Origin of the sequence: Arthrobacter sp. B10-11 (genome assembly GCF_033142195.1) — a bacterium.
In the GTDB taxonomy this organism is placed as follows: domain Bacteria; phylum Actinomycetota; class Actinomycetes; order Actinomycetales; family Micrococcaceae; genus Arthrobacter; species Arthrobacter oryzae_C.
In genome coordinates this window covers 63,258-81,511 of record NZ_JAWMTH010000006.1, presented here as the reverse complement: position 1 = coordinate 81,511, position 18,254 = coordinate 63,258, and the positions used below count along the sequence as shown (strand labels likewise).

Below are 18,254 nucleotides of genomic sequence, written 5' to 3'. Positions count from 1 at the left end.
ATGGCCAAGACACCAGCACAGCGGATCAAGAAACACGGCGCCAAGGCGTCTGTTCCCCAGCACCACCTGCCGCCGGTGATCAACCCCACCACCCAACGGACACCGGAAAAAGCGCAGAACAACAGCAGCCTGATCCTGATCGCAGGGGTGGTGGTCAGCCTCTTCCTGTTTTGGTACCTGCATCTGCTGACGCTGAACCAGCTCACCCAGCTTTCCGGCGGCCTGCCCATGCCCGATTCGCTGGTCGGCGGCTTTGACCAGGGCTTCGTGGACCGGCTGAGGGCGGCCATGAACGAGGACGCCCGCGGCCAGCTCAACTACCTCCACAAAACGGCCGGCACCCTGTTCCCGCTGATATTCGCTTTCACCTGGCTGCTGCTGATCGGGACGAACGTTGCGCGCAAGGCGCTCCGCTGGGCGCTCTGGGCGCTCCCGCTCCTGTTCGCAGCCGTCCGCTTGTGGGGGAACGCCGCCATCGATTCGATGATGTCCGCGTCAACGGCCGACGCCGGCCAGGTAGCGCTCGCGTCCGCGCTCACCGTTTCCGGCTGGGTGCTGCTGGTCCTGAGCCTGCTGGCTGGCGGCGCTGCGGTGTTTATCGGCCGGAGGCCGCGGAAGTAGTTGCCCGGGCGGCTGCCCGCGCAGTTTTTCCCGCCCTCAGTTCCTGCCGCACCCGCTGGGCGATCACCAGCCCCGCAGCGGCCAGGCCGATGGTCACCGGATATCCCATGAACCGCTCCAGGGTGCCCGGCTCCGGGACGTCCATTCCGGTGACCCCGCCGATGACCAGCGCCGCAAAGGAGACCGCTCCGCAGGCAAGGATGAACCAGCCCAGGGGTGACTGCCTTCGCCAGAGCACCCCCAGCAACAGCAGCGCCAGCGCTCCCCCGATGAAATACATCAGGGCCCCGGTCAGGTGCACGGCGAACATTCCGGCGTCTTCGGGCACCAGTCCCACGATGATGGTTCCTGTCCCTGCGGTGAATGTCAGGACTTTGGCGCCGAGGGCCGTGAACCATGGCGCGCGGTGGCCGCTGCCGACGGCGAGCCGGACGCCGGGCCGGGCGGCGACGCACAGGAGTGCTGAGCTGAGGAGCAGGGCCCCCACCAGCATGCCCAGGCCCTGCACCACGAACGAGGCATTCATCAGCAGGTGCAAGGGTGAACAGACGTCCCGGTCTTCATAGGTTCCGCAATGGACGGCCCCGAGGTCGCTGATGTAGCCGGTCCGCCGGTCATAAGGCTCCGGACCCGCCCAGGCCGCGATCACTGCGGACTCGGCCACGAAGTACTGCAGCACGCTGAGCTCCGCCCACGCCCCGAAATATTCGCGCCGGGACGCGATATCCGGGAGGAATCCGGCCCGGTAGGAAGTTGCTGGTGTTGCTGCAGTCATGCCAAGAGCGTAGTACGGGCCGTCACCTTGTATGCTTGTATCCGTGCCCGAACAGGACGGCCTGTGCCAACCGCTTCGGGCGCCCGCCCTCGTAGCTCAGTGGATAGAGCACGGCTCTCCTAAAGCCGGTGTCGTTGGTTCGATTCCAATCGAGGGCACTTGAATTTCCCGCCGTTCCCCGACCTGCGTGCCTACCTGCTGGGCAGCTGGTCCGTGGAACGCACCCTGTGGGACCGCAGCTCCGGCGCCCGCGGGACCTTCACCGGGGTGGCCCGCTTTTCCCCAAGGGACGACGACGGCGGCCTCGACTTCCACGAAGAAGGCACCATGCGTTGGCCTGCTCCGGACGGCGGGACGTTTACAGGCCCCGCCAGCCGGGACTACCTGCTGCAGCCTGCGGATTCCCCCGATGCGATGGACATGGCCTTCCCTGACGGGCGCCCGTTCCACCGGATGAGCTTCCGGGAAACGGCCAGCCAGGACCAGCACTGGTGTGATCCGGACACCTACCGCGTGACGTATGCCCGCCGCGGTCCCGACGAATTCAGCTATTCCTGGGATGTCCAGGGACCGCGGAAGGACCTGCTCCTGGAATCGACCCTGCGCCGGCTCAGGCCGGTTTCGGATGAGCCGGGATCGGATGAGCCGGGGTCGGCGGCATGAGGGACCGCATCGTGGTGTCCGCGGTCTGCGTTTACGACGACGCCGGCCGCCTGCTGACCGTTCGAAAGCGCGGCACGGACAAGTTCATGCACCCGGGCGGCAAACCCGAACCCGGCGAAACCGCGGCCCAGGCCGCCTCGCGTGAACTGCTGGAAGAGGTAGGCATCGCCGTGGCTCCGGAAGACCTGCACCTCATGGGCGTCTGGCTCGCCGACGCCGCCAATGAGGCCGCAACGGACATCGAAGCGACGGTTTTTGCCGCCCCGGGAACCTGGAGTGCGCACCCTTCAGCGGAGATCGCCGAAATCCGCTGGCTGGACCTGGCCGGGGAGCTGCCGTCCGACCTTGCACCCCTGCTGACGGAGCACATCCTGCCCGTCCTGGCAGCGGGCCGCAGTTTCCGGAACTAGAACTCCGGAACGGCCTCTTCCACCACGGCACTCGCTTCCGCGAACTGCGTGCGGTAGAGCTCCGCGTACCGGCCTTCCGCCGCAAGCAACTCGGTGTGGGTTCCGCGCTCCACGATGGTGCCGTCCTCCACCACCAGGATCATGTCCGCGGCCCGGATAGTGGACAGCCGGTGGGCGATCACCACGGCGGTGCGGCCCTCGAGCGCTGCCCCCAGGGCAGCCTGTACGGCCGCCTCGTTGGTGGAGTCCAAGGCTGCCGTGGCCTCATCCAGGATGACGACGCGCGGCTGTGCAATGAGCAGCCGGGCTATGGTGAGGCGCTGGCGTTCGCCGCCGGAGAGCCGGTAGCCGCGCTCCCCCACCACGGTGTCCAGGCCGTCCGGCAGGGACCGGATCATGTACTCGAGCCGGGCGCGGCGCAGGACGTCCCACATGTCCTCTTCGGTGGCGTCCGGACGGGCCAGCCGCAGGTTGGACGCGATGGATTCGTGGAACAGGTGGCCGTCCTGGGTCACCATGCCCAGCGTGGCCCGCATCGAATCGAAGGTGGTGTCACGGACGTCCAGTCCGCTCCCGGGCACGGTGCCGCCGAGGCGCACGGCGCCGGAGTCGACGTCGTACAGCCGTGACAGCAACTGGGCGATCGTGGATTTACCGGCGCCCGAGGAACCAACCAGGGCCACCGTCTGGCCGGGTTCCACCCGGAAGCTGATGCCGTGCAGCACTTCTTCGCCGCCCCGGGTGTCCAGCGTGGACACGTCCTCCAGCGAAGCCAGCGACACCTTGTCCGCTGAGGGGTAGGCGAAGCGGACGTCGTCGAACTCCACCGCGACGGGGCCCGGCGGCACCTCCACGGCGTCCGGCTTCTGCTGGATGAGGGGGTTGAGGTCAAGGATTTCGAAGACCCGCTCGAAACTGACCAGGGCGCTCATGATTTCCACCCGGGCGTTAGAGAGGGCCGTGAGCGGCGCATAAAGGCGGGTGAGCAGCAGCGCCAGCACCACGACGTCGCCCGCGGCCAGCTGCCCCTGCAGCGCCAGGAAGCCACCCAGCCCGTAAACCAGCGCCAGCGCCAGCGCCGAGACAAGCGTCAGCGCGGTGACAAACGTGAACTGCAGCATGGCGGTGCGCACACCGATGTCCCGGACGCGGCCGGCACGGACGGCGAACTCACGTGATTCCTCATCGGGCCGTCCGAACAGCTTGACCAGCGTGGCACCCGGCGCGGAGAAGCGTTCGGTCATCTGGGTGCCCATGGCAGCGTTGTGCTCCGCGGCTTCACGCCGCAGGTCGGCCAGCTTGGAGCCCATCCGGCGGGCGGGGATGAGGAAGATCGGCAGCAGGATCATGGCGAGCACGGTCACGAGCCAGGACTTGCCCAGCATCACCACGAGGGTCAGGGCGAGGGCCACGACGTTGCTCACGACGCCGGACAGGGTTCCGGCGAAGGCGGACTGCGCGCCGATCACGTCGTTGTTGAGACGGCTGACCAGCGCGCCGGTCCGGGTGCGGGTGAAGAAGGCGATCGGCATCTTCTGCACGTGGTCGAACACCTTGGTGCGCAGGTCCACAATCACGCCCTCACCGATGGTGGAGGACAGCCAGCGCGTCACGAGTCCCAGCCCGGCCTCGGCCACGGCCACGACCGCGATGAGCACGGCCAGCCCGATCACGACGTCGGCGCCTACTCCGGCGATGATGGCGTCCACCACCTGCCCCGCGAGGACCGGGGTGGCTACGGCAAGCACTGCCATGGCGATCGAGAGCAGCACGAAGGCGATCAGTTTGCCCCGGTGCGGCCGGGCGAAGCCGAACACGCGCTTCAGCGTTGCCTTGGAGAACGGCTTGGAGCCGCTGGAGGCCCGCGTGATGTTGTAAAGGGAGCTCCAGGCTACCCGGTCCATGCTCATCGTGACTGGCCTTTCGTGGCGCGATCTGCCGCGCCGGGAGATGTTGCGGCGCCGGCGAGCTGTTCGGTGACCACGCCTTCCTCGACGTTCCATCGGACGTCCAGTCGCACGTTTTCCAGCAGCCGGCGGTCGTGCGTGACCAGGAGCAGGGCGCCGTCGTAGCTTTCCAGTGCTTCTTCGAGCTGTTCGATGGCGGGAAGGTCCAGGTGGTTGGTTGGCTCATCCAGGACCAGCAGGTTCACCCCGCGTGCCTGCAGGAGCGCGAGCGCGGCACGGGTCCGTTCCCCAGGCGAGAGCGAATCGACCGGGCGCGAGGTGTGGTCCGCTTTGAGGCCGAACTTGGCCAGCAGGGTCCGGACCTCCGCCGGGGTCAGCTCCGTCAGGACGGCTTCGACGGCGTCTCCCAGTTTGAGGTGGCCGGCCAGCAGGCCACGGGCCTGGTCGATTTCGCCGATGGCCACCGAGGCGCCCATCGAAGCGTTCCCGGAATCAGGCTGCCGGATCCCCAGCAGCAGCCGGAGCAGGGTCGATTTGCCGGCCCCGTTGGGGCCCGTGATGCCGATGCGCTCTCCGGCGTTGAGCTGCAGGTTCACCGGCCCCAGGGTGAAGTCGCCCTGGCGCACGACGGCGTCACGCAGCGTTGCCACCACCGCACTGGAACGCGGCGCCTGGCCGATGCTGAACTGCAGTTGCCATTCCTTGCGGGGTTCCTCGACCTCGTCGAGCCGGGCAATCCTGGACTCCATCTGACGCACCTTCTGGGCCTGCTTCTCCGAGGATTCGGTGGAGGCCGCACGGCGGATCTTGTCATTGTCCGGGCTCTTCTTCATGGCGTTGCGGACGCCCTGGGAGCTCCACTCACGCTGGGTCCGGGCACGGGAGACGAGGTCCGCCTTGGTGGAGGCAAACTCTTCGTAGCGCTCCCGGGCATGGCGGCGCGCCACGGCGCGTTCCTCCAGGAATGCCTCGTAGCCGCCGTCGTAAACTGCCACGGAATTCTGGGCGAGGTCCAGTTCAACGATGGTGGTGACACAGCGTGCCAGGAATTCGCGGTCGTGGGAGACCAGGACCACGCCGCCGCGGAGGCCCTGCACGAATGCTTCCAGCTTGGCCAGCCCGTTGAGATCAAGGTCGTTGGTGGGCTCATCGAGCAGGACCACGTCGAAGCGGCTCAGCAGCAGCGCGGCCAGTGCCACCCGGGCGGCCTGCCCGCCGGACAGGCCGGTCATGAGCGCGTCCGGCCCCACGTCCAGTCCGAGGTCGGCAAGGGCCGGCGCAATCCGCTCGTCAAGGTCCGCCGCGCCGGAGGCCATCCAGCGGTCGAACGCCAGGGAGTAGGCATCATCGGAGCCGGGGGCGCCCGAACCCAGGGCCTCGGCCGTGGACTCCATCTCCGACGTTGCCTGGGCGCAGCCGGTCCGGCGGGCCACGTACTCCGCCACGGTTTCGCCGGCAACGCGTTCGTGCTCCTGGGGCAGCCAGCCCACAAAGGCGTCTGCCGGGGCCAGGCTCACCGAGCCGGACAGTGGCTGGTCCACACCGGCCAGCAGGCGGAGCAGGGTGGACTTGCCGGCACCGTTGGCGCCCACGACGCCCACAACGTCGCCGGGCGCCACAGTGAGGGAAAGTTTTGAGAAGAGTGTTCGGTGGTCGTGACCGCCGGAAAGGTCTTTGGCAACAAGGGTTGCAGTCATTAGTCCATCCTCTCACTGCGGCCCAAAACGGCCTGGAATCCCGCCGGGCATGGAAGAACCCGCTGGTCCGGACTTGGGGGGTGTACGGACCAACGGGTTCGACCATTTAGCATAGTCCATATACCCCCCGCCGTAAAATCGGCCAACGAGACCAGACCCGCCCCACCCTGCAGGAAGCCATTCATGCCACTCCCCGCCAAGGCGTTCCAACGCTGGCTTCACGGAATTGCGCCCCAGGCGAGCACCGCTGACATCTGCAGAATCTCCGGGGTCAAGCGCACCACCCTGGCCCAGCAACTGGTACGCGGGAAGGTGTCCGAAAGCACGGTTGTCAGCATCAGCCGGGCCTTCAACATCAATCCAGTGGCGGCGCTGGCCACCTTCGACAACTACAGCGAGCTCGCCGGAAGCCCCGCGCTTCCCACTGCCGCGGAACTCGTCAGCCAGATTGCCACCATGGATTTACTGAAGGCAGTCATTTCGCGGTCCGCCGCAGCCGGCAGCGAAACCGACAGGACACCGCCGGCTCCGCCGCTCACCCCGGCCCCGCATGCAACATCCGTCAAGAACTGGGTGGACGCGATCGACGACGGTGAACTCCGGCACCGGGTTTCCAGTTCCACGGGCATCGCCCCGCAGAATTACTCCGCGCAGCTGACAGCCAACCGGCTGACCCCCGAGCTGGCCCTCGCAACGTCAAGGGCCGCCGACGTCGGCCTGACAGGCGGGCTGGTGGCCACCGGCATGATCACCGAGTCCGAAGCGGGCTGGCCGCCCGGTGCAAGGCAGGCTGCGCTGGACGCCATGTCCGACGGCGAGCTCGCCGCCTTGGCCGGCGAGAGGCTGCAGGCGCTGGGGAAGACCCTCAAGCGCCAGGAACAAGACCACGAACAAACCAAAACGATCTGGGAGAACCTCGGATGATCGAGATCCTGCAATGGGCCACCCTGGCCGTCTGCTGCACCGCCGCGGTGGCGCGAATTCCCAGTGCCATCAGGGGTGAGAACCGGTCGCTCTTCTATATCTTTGTACTGGCCACGCTGGCGATCCTCCTCAGCATTGACGGACCGTACGTGGCCATCGACGGCCTGCTTGGCGGCAACAACATCGCCAACCTGGTACTTCGGTTCGTCCTCTTCGGCGTCATCTTCTTCATCGGGCTGCGCAGCCTCAGGGCGTTCGGCGCCCAAAAGTCCCGCAGGTTGCTGCTGGGGCTGCCGGGGCTGCTGGTGTTCGGCCTGGTCTCGGCCTTCACGGTTGTTGTCTTCCTCATGATGGATACGTCCGGCTCCTCGGCGGGGATGGTTGCCATCTCCCAGCGCAGCCCCCGGGACGCCGCCCTGGTGGAATACTATGGCGCAGCGGGCCGTGCTTATCCGGCGTACGTTTCAGTTGTGCTGCTCCCGGCCCTGGCCAAGGCCGTGGCCAGCCAATTGCCGACGCTGGTCCGGGTGGGCGCGTTCCTGCTTGCCGTCGGCGGCGTCTGCCTGGCCGGCAGCCTGTTGTTTCCCTTCTTCCCGCCCCAGCTTCATTCGCTGCGGTTCTTCATCAATTACGGGGCCGCCCTGTGCTTCATCCTCGGCCTTGCCGCCTTCTGGTGTGGTCGCGTCCGGGCTGCCGCGCCGGCCACGCGAAGGTCATCTACTGCAAAGTAGGCTGAGCGCTTTCACAAAATCATTAGAACATGAGAGAATCATGAATGTGTGAAAGTGGTGCAGGCTGGGCTAGCTAACGGGCACAATCCGTGGACGCCGGGCCCCCACTGAGCGCTATTGGGGGGATGAGTGGTGGCGGGCCGTTGGGGACCGCCACCACTCAGCCTGTTAAGGCCCTGACTGCAATTAATGGCCGCGTCAGCGGCTAAAGCGGAGGGTGACCAGCTGGAACGGCCGAAGCGCCAGCTTGGCGGAATCCCGTCCGGTCACAACGCCGTGCGCCTCAGCGGGGCGCTCCAGCAGGTCCACTGCCTGCACGTCCGTGGTCTCAAAGTTGGCGGTCACCATCCCTTCGGACCGCTCCCCCAGGGATTCGTAGAGGCGGACAATGACGTCCCCGGACCCGTCCTCCGCCAGCTTCACCGCCTCCACCACGATTCCCTGGTTGAACACCGTGAACAGCGGGCTGACGGGATGTGCCCCCTTCACCATGCGCGGGGCCAGGTTAGTCCGGTAGCCCTCTTCCACGGCGTCGGCAATGGCCGCACCGGGCCTGATGGTCACCAACAGATCGTGCCGGCCGCGGTCGGCACCGGGATCAGGGTACTTGGGGGCGCGCAGCAGCGACGTACGCACGGTAGTCGTGGTGCCGCCGTCGTCCCTCACCGTCCGGGTGACATCGTGTCCGTAACTGGAGGCGTTGGAGACGGCCACGCCGTAACCCGGCTCCCCGACATGGATCCAGCGGTGGGCGCAGATTTCGAACTTGGCGGCCTCCCAGGACGTGTTGGTGTGGGTGGGCCGGAAGACGTGCCCAAACTGGGTCTCGGACGCTGAACGGTCCGCGCGCAGATCGAGCGGGAAACCGATTTTGAGCAGCTTTTCGCGTTCCTGCCAGTCCACGGAGGTCAGGATCCCCAGCGAGCCTGAACCTGCTTCCAGCGAAATCCGCTGGGTGATCGCGGACGATCCGACCAGCCGTTCCACCACGACGACGGCGTCCCAGCCGCCCCGCTCGAGGGTCACCGAATGCGCTTCGGTCAGGGAGGTGACGTTGCGCCGGTAGAACTCGTCGATATCCCACGCGTCCCACTCATTGGGCGTATCGCGATGGAGTTCCAAATGGTTCCCGAACTGGCCGGGGGCAATCGCTTCGCGGCCGCTGGCGTAGTCCACCAGGGACGTCAGGAGTCCGGTGGAGTCCAGCACGGCCCGGATCACTCCGTTGTCGAGGACGTACCCGCCGTCGGATTCGGTGACCGTCACGGGGTGGTCGCTCCGCACCGGTTCGGCGGCTGCCAGCGCAGGCACGCCGCTGCGTTCGTGCGGTGCGGCGTTGAGCAGGAATTCGCGGTTTCCTTCACCGAGGGCGGCGTTCGCGGCGCCGGCGATGATGGCCTCCAGGGCGTCCGCGACGGCTGCATAATTCCGCTCGGCATCCTGGTGGACCCAGGCAATGGAACTGCCGGGCAGGATGTCGTGGAACTGCTGCAGCAGGACCAGTTGCCACAGTCGCTTCAGCTCGGCCGCCGGGTATTCGAACGCGCCCGCGGTCCGGACGGATGCCGTGGCGCACCAGAGTTCCGCTTCCCGGAGCAGGTGCTCGCTGCGCCGATTGCCCCGTTTGGTCTTGGCTTGGCTGGTATACGTGCCGCGGTGCAGTTCCAGGTACATCTCGCCCACCCACACCGGCAGCGGGGAGTATTCGGCCTGCGCCCGGGCGAAGAAGTTCGCGGCGGTCCCGATCCGGACCCTGGGCGACCCTTCGAGGTCGGCGGTGCGGTGGGCCGCAGCGATCATCTCCCGGGTGGGTCCGCCGCCGCCGTCGCCGTAGCCGAACGGGACCAGCGAGACTGTGCCACGGCCGTGGTCCCGGTAGTTGCGCTCCGCGTGCGCGAGTTCCCGCCCGCTGAGCTCGGAGTTGTACGTGTCAACGGGGGGGAAATGCGTGAACAGGCGCGTGCCGTCGATCCCTTCCCAGTCGAAGGTGTGGTGCGGCATCCTGTTCACCTGGTTCCAGGAGATCTTCTGGGTCAGGAACCACTTGCTGCCGGCCGCCTTGACGATCTGCGGCAGCGCTGCGGAGTAGCCGAAGGAGTCCGGCAGCCAGGCCTCGCGGCACTCCACGCCGAACTCGTCGAGGAAGAATTGCTTGCCTTCGATAAATTGACGGGCCATGGCCTCGGCGCCCGGCATGTTCGTGTCGGATTCCACCCACATGCCGCCGACCGGCACGAACTGGCCGGCCTTGACCTTTTCGCGGATGCGGCCGAACAGTTCCGGATAGAACTCCTTCATCCAGGCGAACTGCTGGGCGGACGAACACGAGAAAACGAAGTCGGGAGACTCATCCATCAGTGCCACGACGTTGGAGAACGTGCGGGCGCACTTGCGGATGGTTTCCCGGACCGGCCACAGCCAGGCCGAATCGATATGCGCGTGCCCCGTTGCCACCAGCTGATGGGCCGAGGCGTACGCCGGGCGCGACAGTACTTCGGCCAGTGCTGCACGCCCGGCCGCCGCGGTGCCGGGAACGTCGTCCGGGTCCATGACGTCCAGCATCCGTTCCAAGGCGCGCAGGATCTCGTGGCGTCGCGGCATTTCCATGGGCAGCTCGTGCATTAGCCCGCTGAGGGTCCAGACATCCTGCTGCAGTTCCCAGACGGTCTGGTTGAGTTCGGCGATGGCTATGCTGCCCAGCCGGTACTTGGGGTCGCTCCCCGCCGTTGACTTGTCGCCGTAGGGCATGGCCGCGAATGTCCACCCCTGTGCAACGTCCGGATTCGCGGCAGCCTCGACGTAGAAGTCCACTGCCATCCCGCTGCCGAGAAGCTTCAACGGTATGTACTGGTTCCGCGGCGAGATGGCCTTGATGATGGTTCCGTCCGGCCGCCACGCCGTTCCCTCGCACTGGAAGCCCGGGAGTTCACGGGTGAACCCGAGGTCCACCACGATCTCGACTGCGGTGTCCGGAGCGGTACCCCAGGAATCGGGAACCTCCCCCCGCAGCCTCAGCCATTTGGTGCTCCACGGACGCCCCCATGCCGATCCGTGTTCCAGCGGGACGAAGTCGTGGCGCAGGGCTTCCAGGACGGAAACGGGCTCGTCCGGAACGTCCCAGCTGCTCAGGTTCAGCGGGACGCTGCGGGCATACACCGCGGGGTCCACGCGTTCGCGCATGAAGCGGTCAAGACGGACTTCCGTGATGCGGCGGTCGTCGTGCAATGTGGTCCTCTTTAATGCCTGTGGTTTGGAATCTTAGAGCCGATTCGCGGGTTTACTGGGCGTTGGCTTCAGCTTATGCGCTAGCCCTTGGACTCAGCTGAAGGAGCGTATCGGCGCGTCCATTCGATGGATAAAATCTACTGTGCCGGGCCGCATAAGCCAAGCGCTTTTCCCTATCCGGGGACGGGTGCGGGAGCCGTGATGCGGTGCTGCCCGGCATAGACGTTGAGGGTAGCTCCCCTGCTGAAGCCTGCCAGGGTCATGCCGCTGGCGTCGGCAAGTTCAACAGCCAGGCTGGACGGCGCACTGACCGCCGCAAGCACCGGAACACCGGCGAGCGCCGCCTTCTGGACCAGCTCGAAAGAGGCGCGCCCGGAGACCTGCAGCACTGTGCCGGCCAGTGGCAGCAGCCGCTCGCGCAGCGCCCAGCCCACTACCTTGTCCACGGCGTTGTGGCGTCCCACGTCCTCGCGGAGGCACAGCAGCTCAGCGCCGCCGTCGTCGGTGATCCGGAAGAGGCCCGCTGCATGGACACCGCCGGTGGTGTCGAAGACTGCTTGCGCGGCACGAAGCTTGTCCGGGAGTCCTGACAGCGTCTCAACCGGCACTGTCAGCGGATCCTCCGCCGGGCTGAAATGCGACGACTTGCGGACGGCATCGATCGAATCGGTGCCGCAGATGCCGCACGAGCTTGAAGTAAAGATGTTGCGCCCCCGCTCAGGAAGGACCACATCCGGCCGCAGTTGGGCTTCCACGACGTTAAAGGTCTGCACGCCGTTCTCGTCCTCACCGGCACAGAAGCGCAGGGAGATGAGCTGCTCGGGGTCCCAGATGATGCCCTCGGAGACCAGGAATCCGGCCACGAGGTCAAAGTCGTCGCCGGGCGTCCGCATGGTGACGGTAAACGGGAGGGAGCCCAGCCGTATCTCGAGCGGCTCTTCCACAGCCAGGACATCCTCCCGGTGCCGCACAGGGAACGCGCGGGACTGGGGTGAGCCGTCCAGGACAAACTTGTGGATCTTGCGGCGTTGCGTCATGCGGGCCACGATGCGCTCCTTAAAGTGCGGTTATGACCATCATTGCAAGCCCGGACCGGCTTCACCAGCCGGGGACGTTTCAGCCCAGCAGGGCGCTCCAGTCCACCGGACCGTCCGACGCTGCGGGCTTGCGGGGTGCCTTGCGGGCGGCTGCCTTCGCTTTGGCCGCAGCGGGATCCGCCGTCTGGATCGGTGCGCCCCAGGGCAAGGCGAAGGCCGGTACCGGCTCCCCCAGCTGAACGCCGTGCGGCGGAACCACAAGGACGCCGTCGGCAGCCGCAAGGCCGCGCATCATCCCGGGTCCTGCATGCCGGGCCGGCGATGCCATGCCGTACAGAAGCCTGAAGGGCATGAGCCGGGTCCGTCCCGGTTCAGCGTCGATCATGGTTCCGCAGGGCACTTCGCTGACCGGCGGCAGGGTGCCGTGGCCCAGGGCAGCCAGCAGCGGCGCCCCCACCGTGCAGAGCGCCATCATCGCGGCGAGGGGATTGCCGGGCAGGCCAAGGATGAAGCGGCCGTCCGGCAGTTCCGCGAGGACCGCCGGATGCCCCGGTCGCATGGCGATGCCGTCGATCAGCAGGCGGCCGCCCAGTTCCGCGACGGCACGGCGGAGGTGGTCGGTCCCCGACCGGCCGGTTCCGCCGGTGGTGATGACGACGTCGGCAGGCACCTCTTCCGCGCCCGGCACCGGCGCTCCCTGCGATGGAACGGAACCGGCTTCCGGGCCCTGGCCAGCCTGCATGCCCGGACCGGCCTGCGGTCCGATGTCCTCGGGACCGATGTCTTCCAAGGCAGCAAGCCATTCGTGGTAGTTGTCGCCAATTTTTTCCTGCCCGGCGAAGATGCCGCCGAGCATCCCGACCACTGCCCCCAGTTGCGGGCCGAAGGTGTCGCGTACCTTCCCGGGTGCGGGAAGGCCTGCAGTGACCACTTCGGAGCCTGTCAGGAGGATCCTCACCACGGGCTTGCCCCGGACCTGCAGGGAGTCGTGCCCGGCGAGCGCAGCAAGGGCCATGTGGGCCGGATTGAGGACCGCACCGCTTTTGACCAGGACGTCTCCGGCGGCTGCTTCCTCCCCGGCTTTCCGGATGTGCTGGCCGTTCTTCGGTTCGCCGGGCCGCGCCGAGCCGCCAAGGGCCAAGACCGGGAGCCCTTCGTCATCCGTTGTGATCGTGCCGCTTTCGCTGCGGAGCACAGCCTTGGCGCCGGGGGGAATGAGACCGCCCGTGACGATGGGGCTGGCCTGGTGCGGCGCCAGCCGCTGGCCGGGTTCTGCCAGGATCCACGGCCCCGTCCCGTTGACCGCCCAGCCGTCCATGGCTGATGACGCATAGTGCGGCATATCCTGCAGTGCCGTGATATCCGCTGCGAGCGTCCTGCCCAGCGCGCTCCTGAGCGGCACCGGCCCCGGCGGGATGGGTGTGGCGCAGTCGAACGACGCCTGCCGGGCCTCCTGCCAGGTGTGCGCCGCGTGGGTGTGCCCGGCCCCGTGTGATTCGCCCCCCTGCGAATCGGCAGCCTGGGGTCCGGCTGCGTCGGCGGAGCCTGGGCCGCCGGCAGGATCCCCGCCTTCAAGGACGTCGCTGGCGGCGTCAGCGCCGCCCGGCGGCGCAGCCGTCATGCGCCGGTGTTCCTGCCCGTGGCGGGTGGCACTGCTGCCGGGGCGGTCGCCGGCCCGGACACGGCTGGTTCCGACCCGGATGGCGTCTGCGGCGTCGAGGCCGCCGTGTCCACTTCCGCATAGTCCATCGCCAGCGCCCGTGCCCTGCCCAGGGCAGCCTGCATCGAGGCCGTGTCCGGGGCCTGGCCCGAGCCTGTGGCCATGCCCGCCGCGAAGCCGGCGATGAAGGTGGTCAACGGCGCCGCCGGGCGCACCACAGAGTGGGCTGCCACCCCGGCCAGCGCAAGTACTTCATTGACGTCCACCTCGACGTCCTCCAACTCGAATGCTTGCAGCAGCGCCCGGCACCAGTCTTCCAGCGTTTCTTCCTGGCTCTTCACTGTTGCCTCCAAACTCGAAAATTCAGTTGCGGTGCCACCGCATGGTCCACCGACGGCGGCGTATGCTGTCGGCGGCTCACGACCCCTGGCGGGACACCCCTAACGCGGTGGCATCGTCCCAGGTATCCACGTCGTCCGTGGCACCGGCGGGGACGGTTACAGTCCGCACGTCAAGCCTAGCAAGGAGGGCGAAGACTGATGCTCCCGTAAGCCCTCCGCTCCTGGTCTTTTCCTCGACGGCCCGTTGTAGCGCGCGCGTGCTATAAAAGCCCGCGAGCGGCTGCTGGCGGCCGTCCGGTGAGGCGGCCATGACTCCTTCGGAGCCCGCGCTCCCCGGGGATCCCGCGGTAAGGGCTGCCAGCAGGGCCGCCACGGCCTGGTCCGCTTTGGGCATGTCACAGGCCAGAACCAGCGTTAGGCCTGCCCGAAGCGGACCCTGCGCATGGTCAAGGGCAGCCAGGCCGGCAGCAATAGCCGCGGCAGGGCCGGCGAACGCAGGCTCTTCACGGCACGTCAGGACGCCGGAGGGCAGTGCGCCGGAATCGGGTCCCACCACCACTGTGGCGGTTGCCCCGGCGGCTGCCGCGAGCGACCGCGACAGGAGGGTGGCGCCGTCGTACACCAACTGGGACTTGGGCACGCCGCCCAGGCGCGATGACCGGCCGCCGGCCAGGACTAAGGCATCGAACTCCACAGGGCCAGCCTAGCGATCGAGCCGGCCCTGTGCAGCAGACGCCTCAGGCCGCGGATTCAGGCAGCAGGAAAGGATCCCACGCGGGAGTGGGCTTTTCCAGTTCCTTGATCTGCCAGATGGTGCCGTGAGGGGGCGCGGGCACGAACCTGAGCTTCCAGCCCATCTCGGCCGGGGTGTGGTCGCCCTTCACGTTGTTGCATCTCAAGCAGGCGGCCACCAGGTTTTCCCACGAGTCGGCACCGCCCCTGGATTTGGGGTGGACGTGGTCAATGGTGTGTGCTGCTTTCCCGCAGTAGGCGCAGCGGTGGCCGTCGCGGCGCAACACGCCCCGGCGGCTCACTGCCGTGATGGTGTTGTACCGCGGGCGGATGTAGCGGTTCAGGAGGATCACGGACGGACGGCCCAGGATTTCCTGCGGCCCGACGACAGGATCGTCGCCTTCGGCCACCACGCTAGCTTTTCCGGTCAGCACAAGAACCAGCGCCCGGCGGAATGTCACAACCGCCAGCGGTTCATATCCAGCATTAAGAACGAGAGTGCGCATGCACATACCTCTTCACGGCCGCACCCGTCAGGGGCTCGAGGGCCGGCTGCCCTCTGCTTGTCCGGGCTATGGATCGACAACACAAGAGTAAACACTCAAGTGGCCGATCACCGAATCGGGTCATTACCATACACCCCGTGTCGATAAAAATTCACCTGCCGGAAACGCAAAAGAACCCCTGCCCGAAGGCAGGGGTTCTTTTGGCAAACGTGAGCCGGAGGCTTTAGCCGCCGACGCGGATGAAGACCGGGCCGGAGCCTACGTTGACGCTGAACAGGGAGGTGGTTCCACCGTTCCAGCCGCCGTGCACGGCCTGGCCGTTGCCGACGTAGACAGCGATGTGAGCCATGCCCATGCCGCCGTTCTGGTAGTAGGCGAGGTCGCCCGGCTGCGCCTCGGCTGCACTGACGGTGCGGCCCAGGGAGAGGTAGCCTGCCGGCCAGCCGTGGTAGTTGATGCCCACGGCTGCAAGCGAGTTGGTGGCGAGGGCGGTGCAGTCCTGGGCAACGCCGAGCTGGGCGTAAGCCGCAGCTGCGATCGAAGCGCCGTTACCGCTGGCAGCGGCCGGAGCGGCGGGGGCTGCCGGTGCGGCCGGCGCTGCGACGGTGGTTTCAACGGTGGCTGCCGGAGCGGCCTCGGGAGCAGCTTCCTGGACCTCAACAACAGGCTTGGCCTCTTCAACGACCGGAGCCGGCGAAGTGGATACAGCGGGCTTCTCGAAGGAGATCGCGATGCTGGATGCAGCCGAGATGTTGGCCGGAGCGGAAGACTGGACTTCCAAGGTGGAAGCAGAGGTTGCTTCGCGCTGAACATTGGTGTCGGCAGCGTTGGCTGCGATACCGCTCGTCAGGACCAGGCCGGAAGCAGCAGCGATAACCGCAGCCTGACGGCCCATGCCGCCGGCGTTGTCGCCGACAGCCTTGGCAATGACAGCAAGCGAGTTGGTTTTGGTAACCTCGGCGCGGTGCCGTGCGATGGCACGAGTAGTCATTATTTCTCTCTTTCGTTTTCCTCAGACTGCATGGCAGGCCGCGGCTTTTGGACGCTCCGGCATCTTGGGGGTAAGCCGGAACGGCCCGAACAGGGTTTTTAGCGAAGGACGCGCGCTTCACTGAAGGGAAGCACGCGTTTTAGCGCAGCGTGATTTAGCGCATGGTGTAGAACGCGGACGTGCCCGTGGCGGACACAGCGTGCAGGAGGGTGCCCTGCGACGGGTTCAACGCGCTGATCATCATGCCGTTGCCGACGTAGATGCCAACGTGTGCGCCGCCGTTTTGCATGACAAGATCGCCCGGCGCCGGGGTGGCGGTGGGCGTCATGGCAGTCCATGCGTTGGTGCGGGGGATGCTGATACCGGCCTGGGCGTAGACCCACTGGGTGAAGCCTGAGCAGTCCCAGCCGCTGGGAGTGGTGCCGCCCCAGACGTAGGCACTGCCGATGCCGGTGTAAGCGATGGCAGCGAGGCCCGATGCTGCCGCAGACGAAGCGGCATCGGCAAGCTTGCCTGCCTTGGCTTCCGCGTCGGCCTCAGTGGACGTTTCGCTGGCATCTGTACCGGTGGACTGTGCCCGAACGGTTTCAACCTTGGGCGCTGCCTTCGTGGTCACTGCCGGACGCTCGAAGGAAACAGTCGCTGTCGGTTCCGCGGTGACGGTCAGCTGGGCCGACTGTGAGCCGGACTCCGTGGAAGCGGAAACGCCCAGGTTGGTATCGGCGGCGTTCGCCGGCATTCCAACGCTGAGGATCAATCCGGACGCGGCTGCAATGACAGCCGCCTGGCGACCTACGGTTCCGGCGTTGGCAGTAACAGCCCGGGACACGGAGTTCAACGGGTTCGTTCGAACCGTTTGCGCACGGTGGCGCGCAGAATTGTGACGTGTAGACACGAAGGTAGCCTCTCCCAATGCCTACGAGGTGAGCTGTCGGATTCGGATGGGAGTCACCCGGCCGCTCGGCTTCCTGGGAAGCGTTGCGACTTAACCCCAAGGTCTTCTTGCGAAGACCAAAATTGGTTCCCCCGCCTCTGCCAGACGATGTCATGCGAACGGACCTTGAGCGGTGGCAGAGTTAGGCAATCCACTCAAGAGCGCCAACTTCGGAAAAGTTGGCGTGCTCTAAACGGTACAGGAATTAATAACGAATGTCACATTCAGGTCACGGCATGTCACAGGAATGCGAGAGCGGTCCATCGTTTGGATCAGAGCCAGCCGGTGGGGTCGACGACTTCGCCGTTGACCATGACTTCAAAATGGAGGTGGCAGCCGGTGGAGGCGCCGGTGGTCCCGCTAAGCGCCACGAGGTCGCCACGGCCCACCTTCTGCCCCACCTGGACGTTGGAAGACGAAAGGTGGTTGTACGTGGTTTCCAGGCCGTTGCCGTGGTCAATCACCACGCGGTTTCCGCCGCCGTAAGGATGCCAGCCCGAGAAGGTCACCGTTCCGCTGGCGGCAGCGAGGACGCTCGTGCCGCACTGGGCGGCATAGTCCTGGCCGCGGTGGAACTCACCGGCGCCGCCCGTGATGGGGCTGACCCGGAAGCCGAACGGCGAGGCCGAAACCATTTGTTCCAGCGGTGCCCCGAGGCTGCCGGCGGAGGCCGCACGGGTAATGGTCCCTGCCGACTGCGCGCTCAGAAGCTGCTTGAGCTTGCCGTCCGGATCGCCCTTGGTGGCGACGTAGGTGCGGTTGAAGTCGATTTTGGCACCCGCAGCAGCGGACACTTCCGGCTGGGGCGCAACTGACGCAGCGGCGGCAGCGTTCCCCGTGTCCGCTGTGGACATCGCGGGGCCGGTGGACGGGACGGTCACAGTGAGGACGAGCCCGGTGGCCGCGAGGGCAATGCCTGCCTTCTGGCCCACACCGCTCGCCGAGGCGAAGGCCGTAACCTGGCTGAACAGGCTGCGGCGCCGGCGCGCATCACGGTGCGCATCGCGCGGCCTGACCGTCATAACGGCTTCGGCCACTGGGTACTCCGAAGCGGGACCGGTCGCCCTGCGGCGGCCCCTGACGGTCTGCGTGGTCAAAAA

17 protein-coding genes, 1 tRNA gene and 1 riboswitch are annotated in these 18,254 nt (G+C 66.8%); of the genes, 6 read left to right on the top strand and 12 right to left on the bottom strand.

Going from position 1 to position 18,254, the window contains the following annotated elements:
- The gene (locus RW112_RS17715; RefSeq protein ID WP_317783020.1) at window positions 1-621 is read left to right on the top strand and encodes a hypothetical protein; all 621 of its coding nucleotides are present in this window, start codon (window positions 1-3) and stop codon (window positions 619-621) included.
- On the opposite strand, the gene RW112_RS17710 is transcribed toward RW112_RS17715, so the two are convergent.
- Window positions 596-1,396 (bottom strand): DUF998 domain-containing protein, encoded by an 801-nt coding sequence (locus tag RW112_RS17710; protein WP_317783019.1) that lies wholly within the window; start codon window positions 1,394-1,396, stop codon window positions 596-598. The genes RW112_RS17715 and RW112_RS17710 overlap by 26 nt on opposite strands.
- Window positions 1,397-1,481: 85 nt before the next feature.
- Here RW112_RS17710 and RW112_RS17705 point away from each other — a divergent pair.
- The 3 genes from RW112_RS17705 to RW112_RS17695 all read left to right on the top strand — a co-directional run bounded on the left by RW112_RS17705 (window position 1,482) and on the right by RW112_RS17695 (window position 2,469).
- Window positions 1,482-1,554 (top strand) — tRNA-Arg (locus RW112_RS17705).
- Window position 1,555: 1 nt separating this feature from the next.
- Window positions 1,556-2,059 (top strand): DUF6314 family protein, encoded by a 504-nt coding sequence (locus RW112_RS17700; protein ID WP_317783018.1) that lies wholly within the window; start codon window positions 1,556-1,558, stop codon window positions 2,057-2,059.
- Window positions 2,056-2,469 (top strand): NUDIX domain-containing protein, encoded by a 414-nt coding sequence (locus RW112_RS17695; protein WP_317783017.1) that lies wholly within the window; start codon window positions 2,056-2,058, stop codon window positions 2,467-2,469. The genes RW112_RS17700 and RW112_RS17695 overlap by 4 nt, the downstream gene beginning before the upstream one ends.
- On the opposite strand, the gene RW112_RS17690 is transcribed toward RW112_RS17695, so the two are convergent.
- Window positions 2,466-4,379: an ABC transporter ATP-binding protein gene (locus RW112_RS17690; protein WP_317783016.1), complete on the bottom strand. Its 1,914-nt coding sequence runs from the start codon at window positions 4,377-4,379 to the stop codon at window positions 2,466-2,468. The genes RW112_RS17695 and RW112_RS17690 overlap by 4 nt on opposite strands.
- Window positions 4,376-6,073 (bottom strand): ABC-F family ATP-binding cassette domain-containing protein, encoded by a 1,698-nt coding sequence (locus RW112_RS17685; RefSeq protein WP_317783015.1) that lies wholly within the window; start codon window positions 6,071-6,073, stop codon window positions 4,376-4,378. The genes RW112_RS17690 and RW112_RS17685 overlap by 4 nt, the downstream gene beginning before the upstream one ends.
- A gap of 183 nt (window positions 6,074-6,256) precedes the next feature.
- On the opposite strand from RW112_RS17685, the gene RW112_RS17680 reads away from it, so the two are divergent.
- Both RW112_RS17680 and RW112_RS17675 read left to right on the top strand, forming a co-directional pair.
- Window positions 6,257-6,997 (top strand): hypothetical protein, encoded by a 741-nt coding sequence (locus RW112_RS17680; protein WP_317783014.1) that lies wholly within the window; start codon window positions 6,257-6,259, stop codon window positions 6,995-6,997.
- Window positions 6,994-7,728 (top strand): hypothetical protein, encoded by a 735-nt coding sequence (locus RW112_RS17675; protein WP_317783013.1) that lies wholly within the window; start codon window positions 6,994-6,996, stop codon window positions 7,726-7,728. Before RW112_RS17680 ends, RW112_RS17675 begins: the two co-directional genes overlap by 4 nt.
- Window positions 7,729-7,926: 198 nt before the next feature.
- On the opposite strand, the gene RW112_RS17670 is transcribed toward RW112_RS17675, so the two are convergent.
- The 9 genes from RW112_RS17670 to RW112_RS17630 form a co-directional block, all read right to left on the bottom strand.
- A complete protein-coding gene (locus tag RW112_RS17670) occupies window positions 7,927-10,953 on the bottom strand; it encodes an alpha-mannosidase (RefSeq protein ID WP_317783012.1) in 3,027 nt (1,008 codons plus the stop codon).
- Window positions 10,954-11,126: 173 nt separating this feature from the next.
- The gene (gene fdhD, locus RW112_RS17665; protein WP_317783011.1) at window positions 11,127-11,999 is read right to left on the bottom strand and encodes a formate dehydrogenase accessory sulfurtransferase FdhD; all 873 of its coding nucleotides are present in this window, start codon (window positions 11,997-11,999) and stop codon (window positions 11,127-11,129) included.
- 70 nt (window positions 12,000-12,069) lie between these two features.
- On the bottom strand, window positions 12,070-13,611 hold the full coding sequence (locus RW112_RS17660) for a molybdopterin molybdotransferase MoeA (protein ID WP_317783010.1): 1,542 nt from the start codon (window positions 13,609-13,611) through the stop codon (window positions 12,070-12,072).
- Entirely contained in the window at window positions 13,608-13,991 is a 384-nt protein-coding gene (locus tag RW112_RS17655; protein WP_317783009.1) for a DUF6457 domain-containing protein, read from the bottom strand. The genes RW112_RS17660 and RW112_RS17655 overlap by 4 nt, the downstream gene beginning before the upstream one ends.
- A 76-nt stretch (window positions 13,992-14,067) precedes the next feature.
- Window positions 14,068-14,685: a molybdenum cofactor guanylyltransferase gene (locus tag RW112_RS17650; RefSeq protein ID WP_317783008.1), complete on the bottom strand. Its 618-nt coding sequence runs from the start codon at window positions 14,683-14,685 to the stop codon at window positions 14,068-14,070.
- Between the two features lie 43 nt (window positions 14,686-14,728).
- Window positions 14,729-15,229 (bottom strand): HNH endonuclease, encoded by a 501-nt coding sequence (locus RW112_RS17645; RefSeq protein ID WP_028271305.1) that lies wholly within the window; start codon window positions 15,227-15,229, stop codon window positions 14,729-14,731.
- Window positions 15,230-15,452: 223 nt separating this feature from the next.
- Window positions 15,453-16,220, bottom strand: coding sequence for an NlpC/P60 family protein (locus RW112_RS17640; protein WP_317783007.1), 768 nt, complete (start codon window positions 16,218-16,220; stop codon window positions 15,453-15,455).
- A gap of 154 nt (window positions 16,221-16,374) precedes the next feature.
- A complete protein-coding gene (locus tag RW112_RS17635) occupies window positions 16,375-17,049 on the bottom strand; it encodes a C40 family peptidase (protein ID WP_317783006.1) in 675 nt (224 codons plus the stop codon).
- Between the two features lie 70 nt (window positions 17,050-17,119).
- Window positions 17,120-17,313: riboswitch (cyclic di-AMP (ydaO/yuaA leader) on the bottom strand.
- A 113-nt stretch (window positions 17,314-17,426) separates the two neighbouring features.
- Window positions 17,427-18,251 carry a M23 family metallopeptidase gene (locus RW112_RS17630; protein ID WP_317783005.1) on the bottom strand — a complete coding sequence of 275 codons (825 nt, stop codon included), beginning with the start codon at window positions 18,249-18,251 and terminating at the stop codon, window positions 17,427-17,429.
- Between the last annotated feature and the right edge of the window lie 3 nt (window positions 18,252-18,254).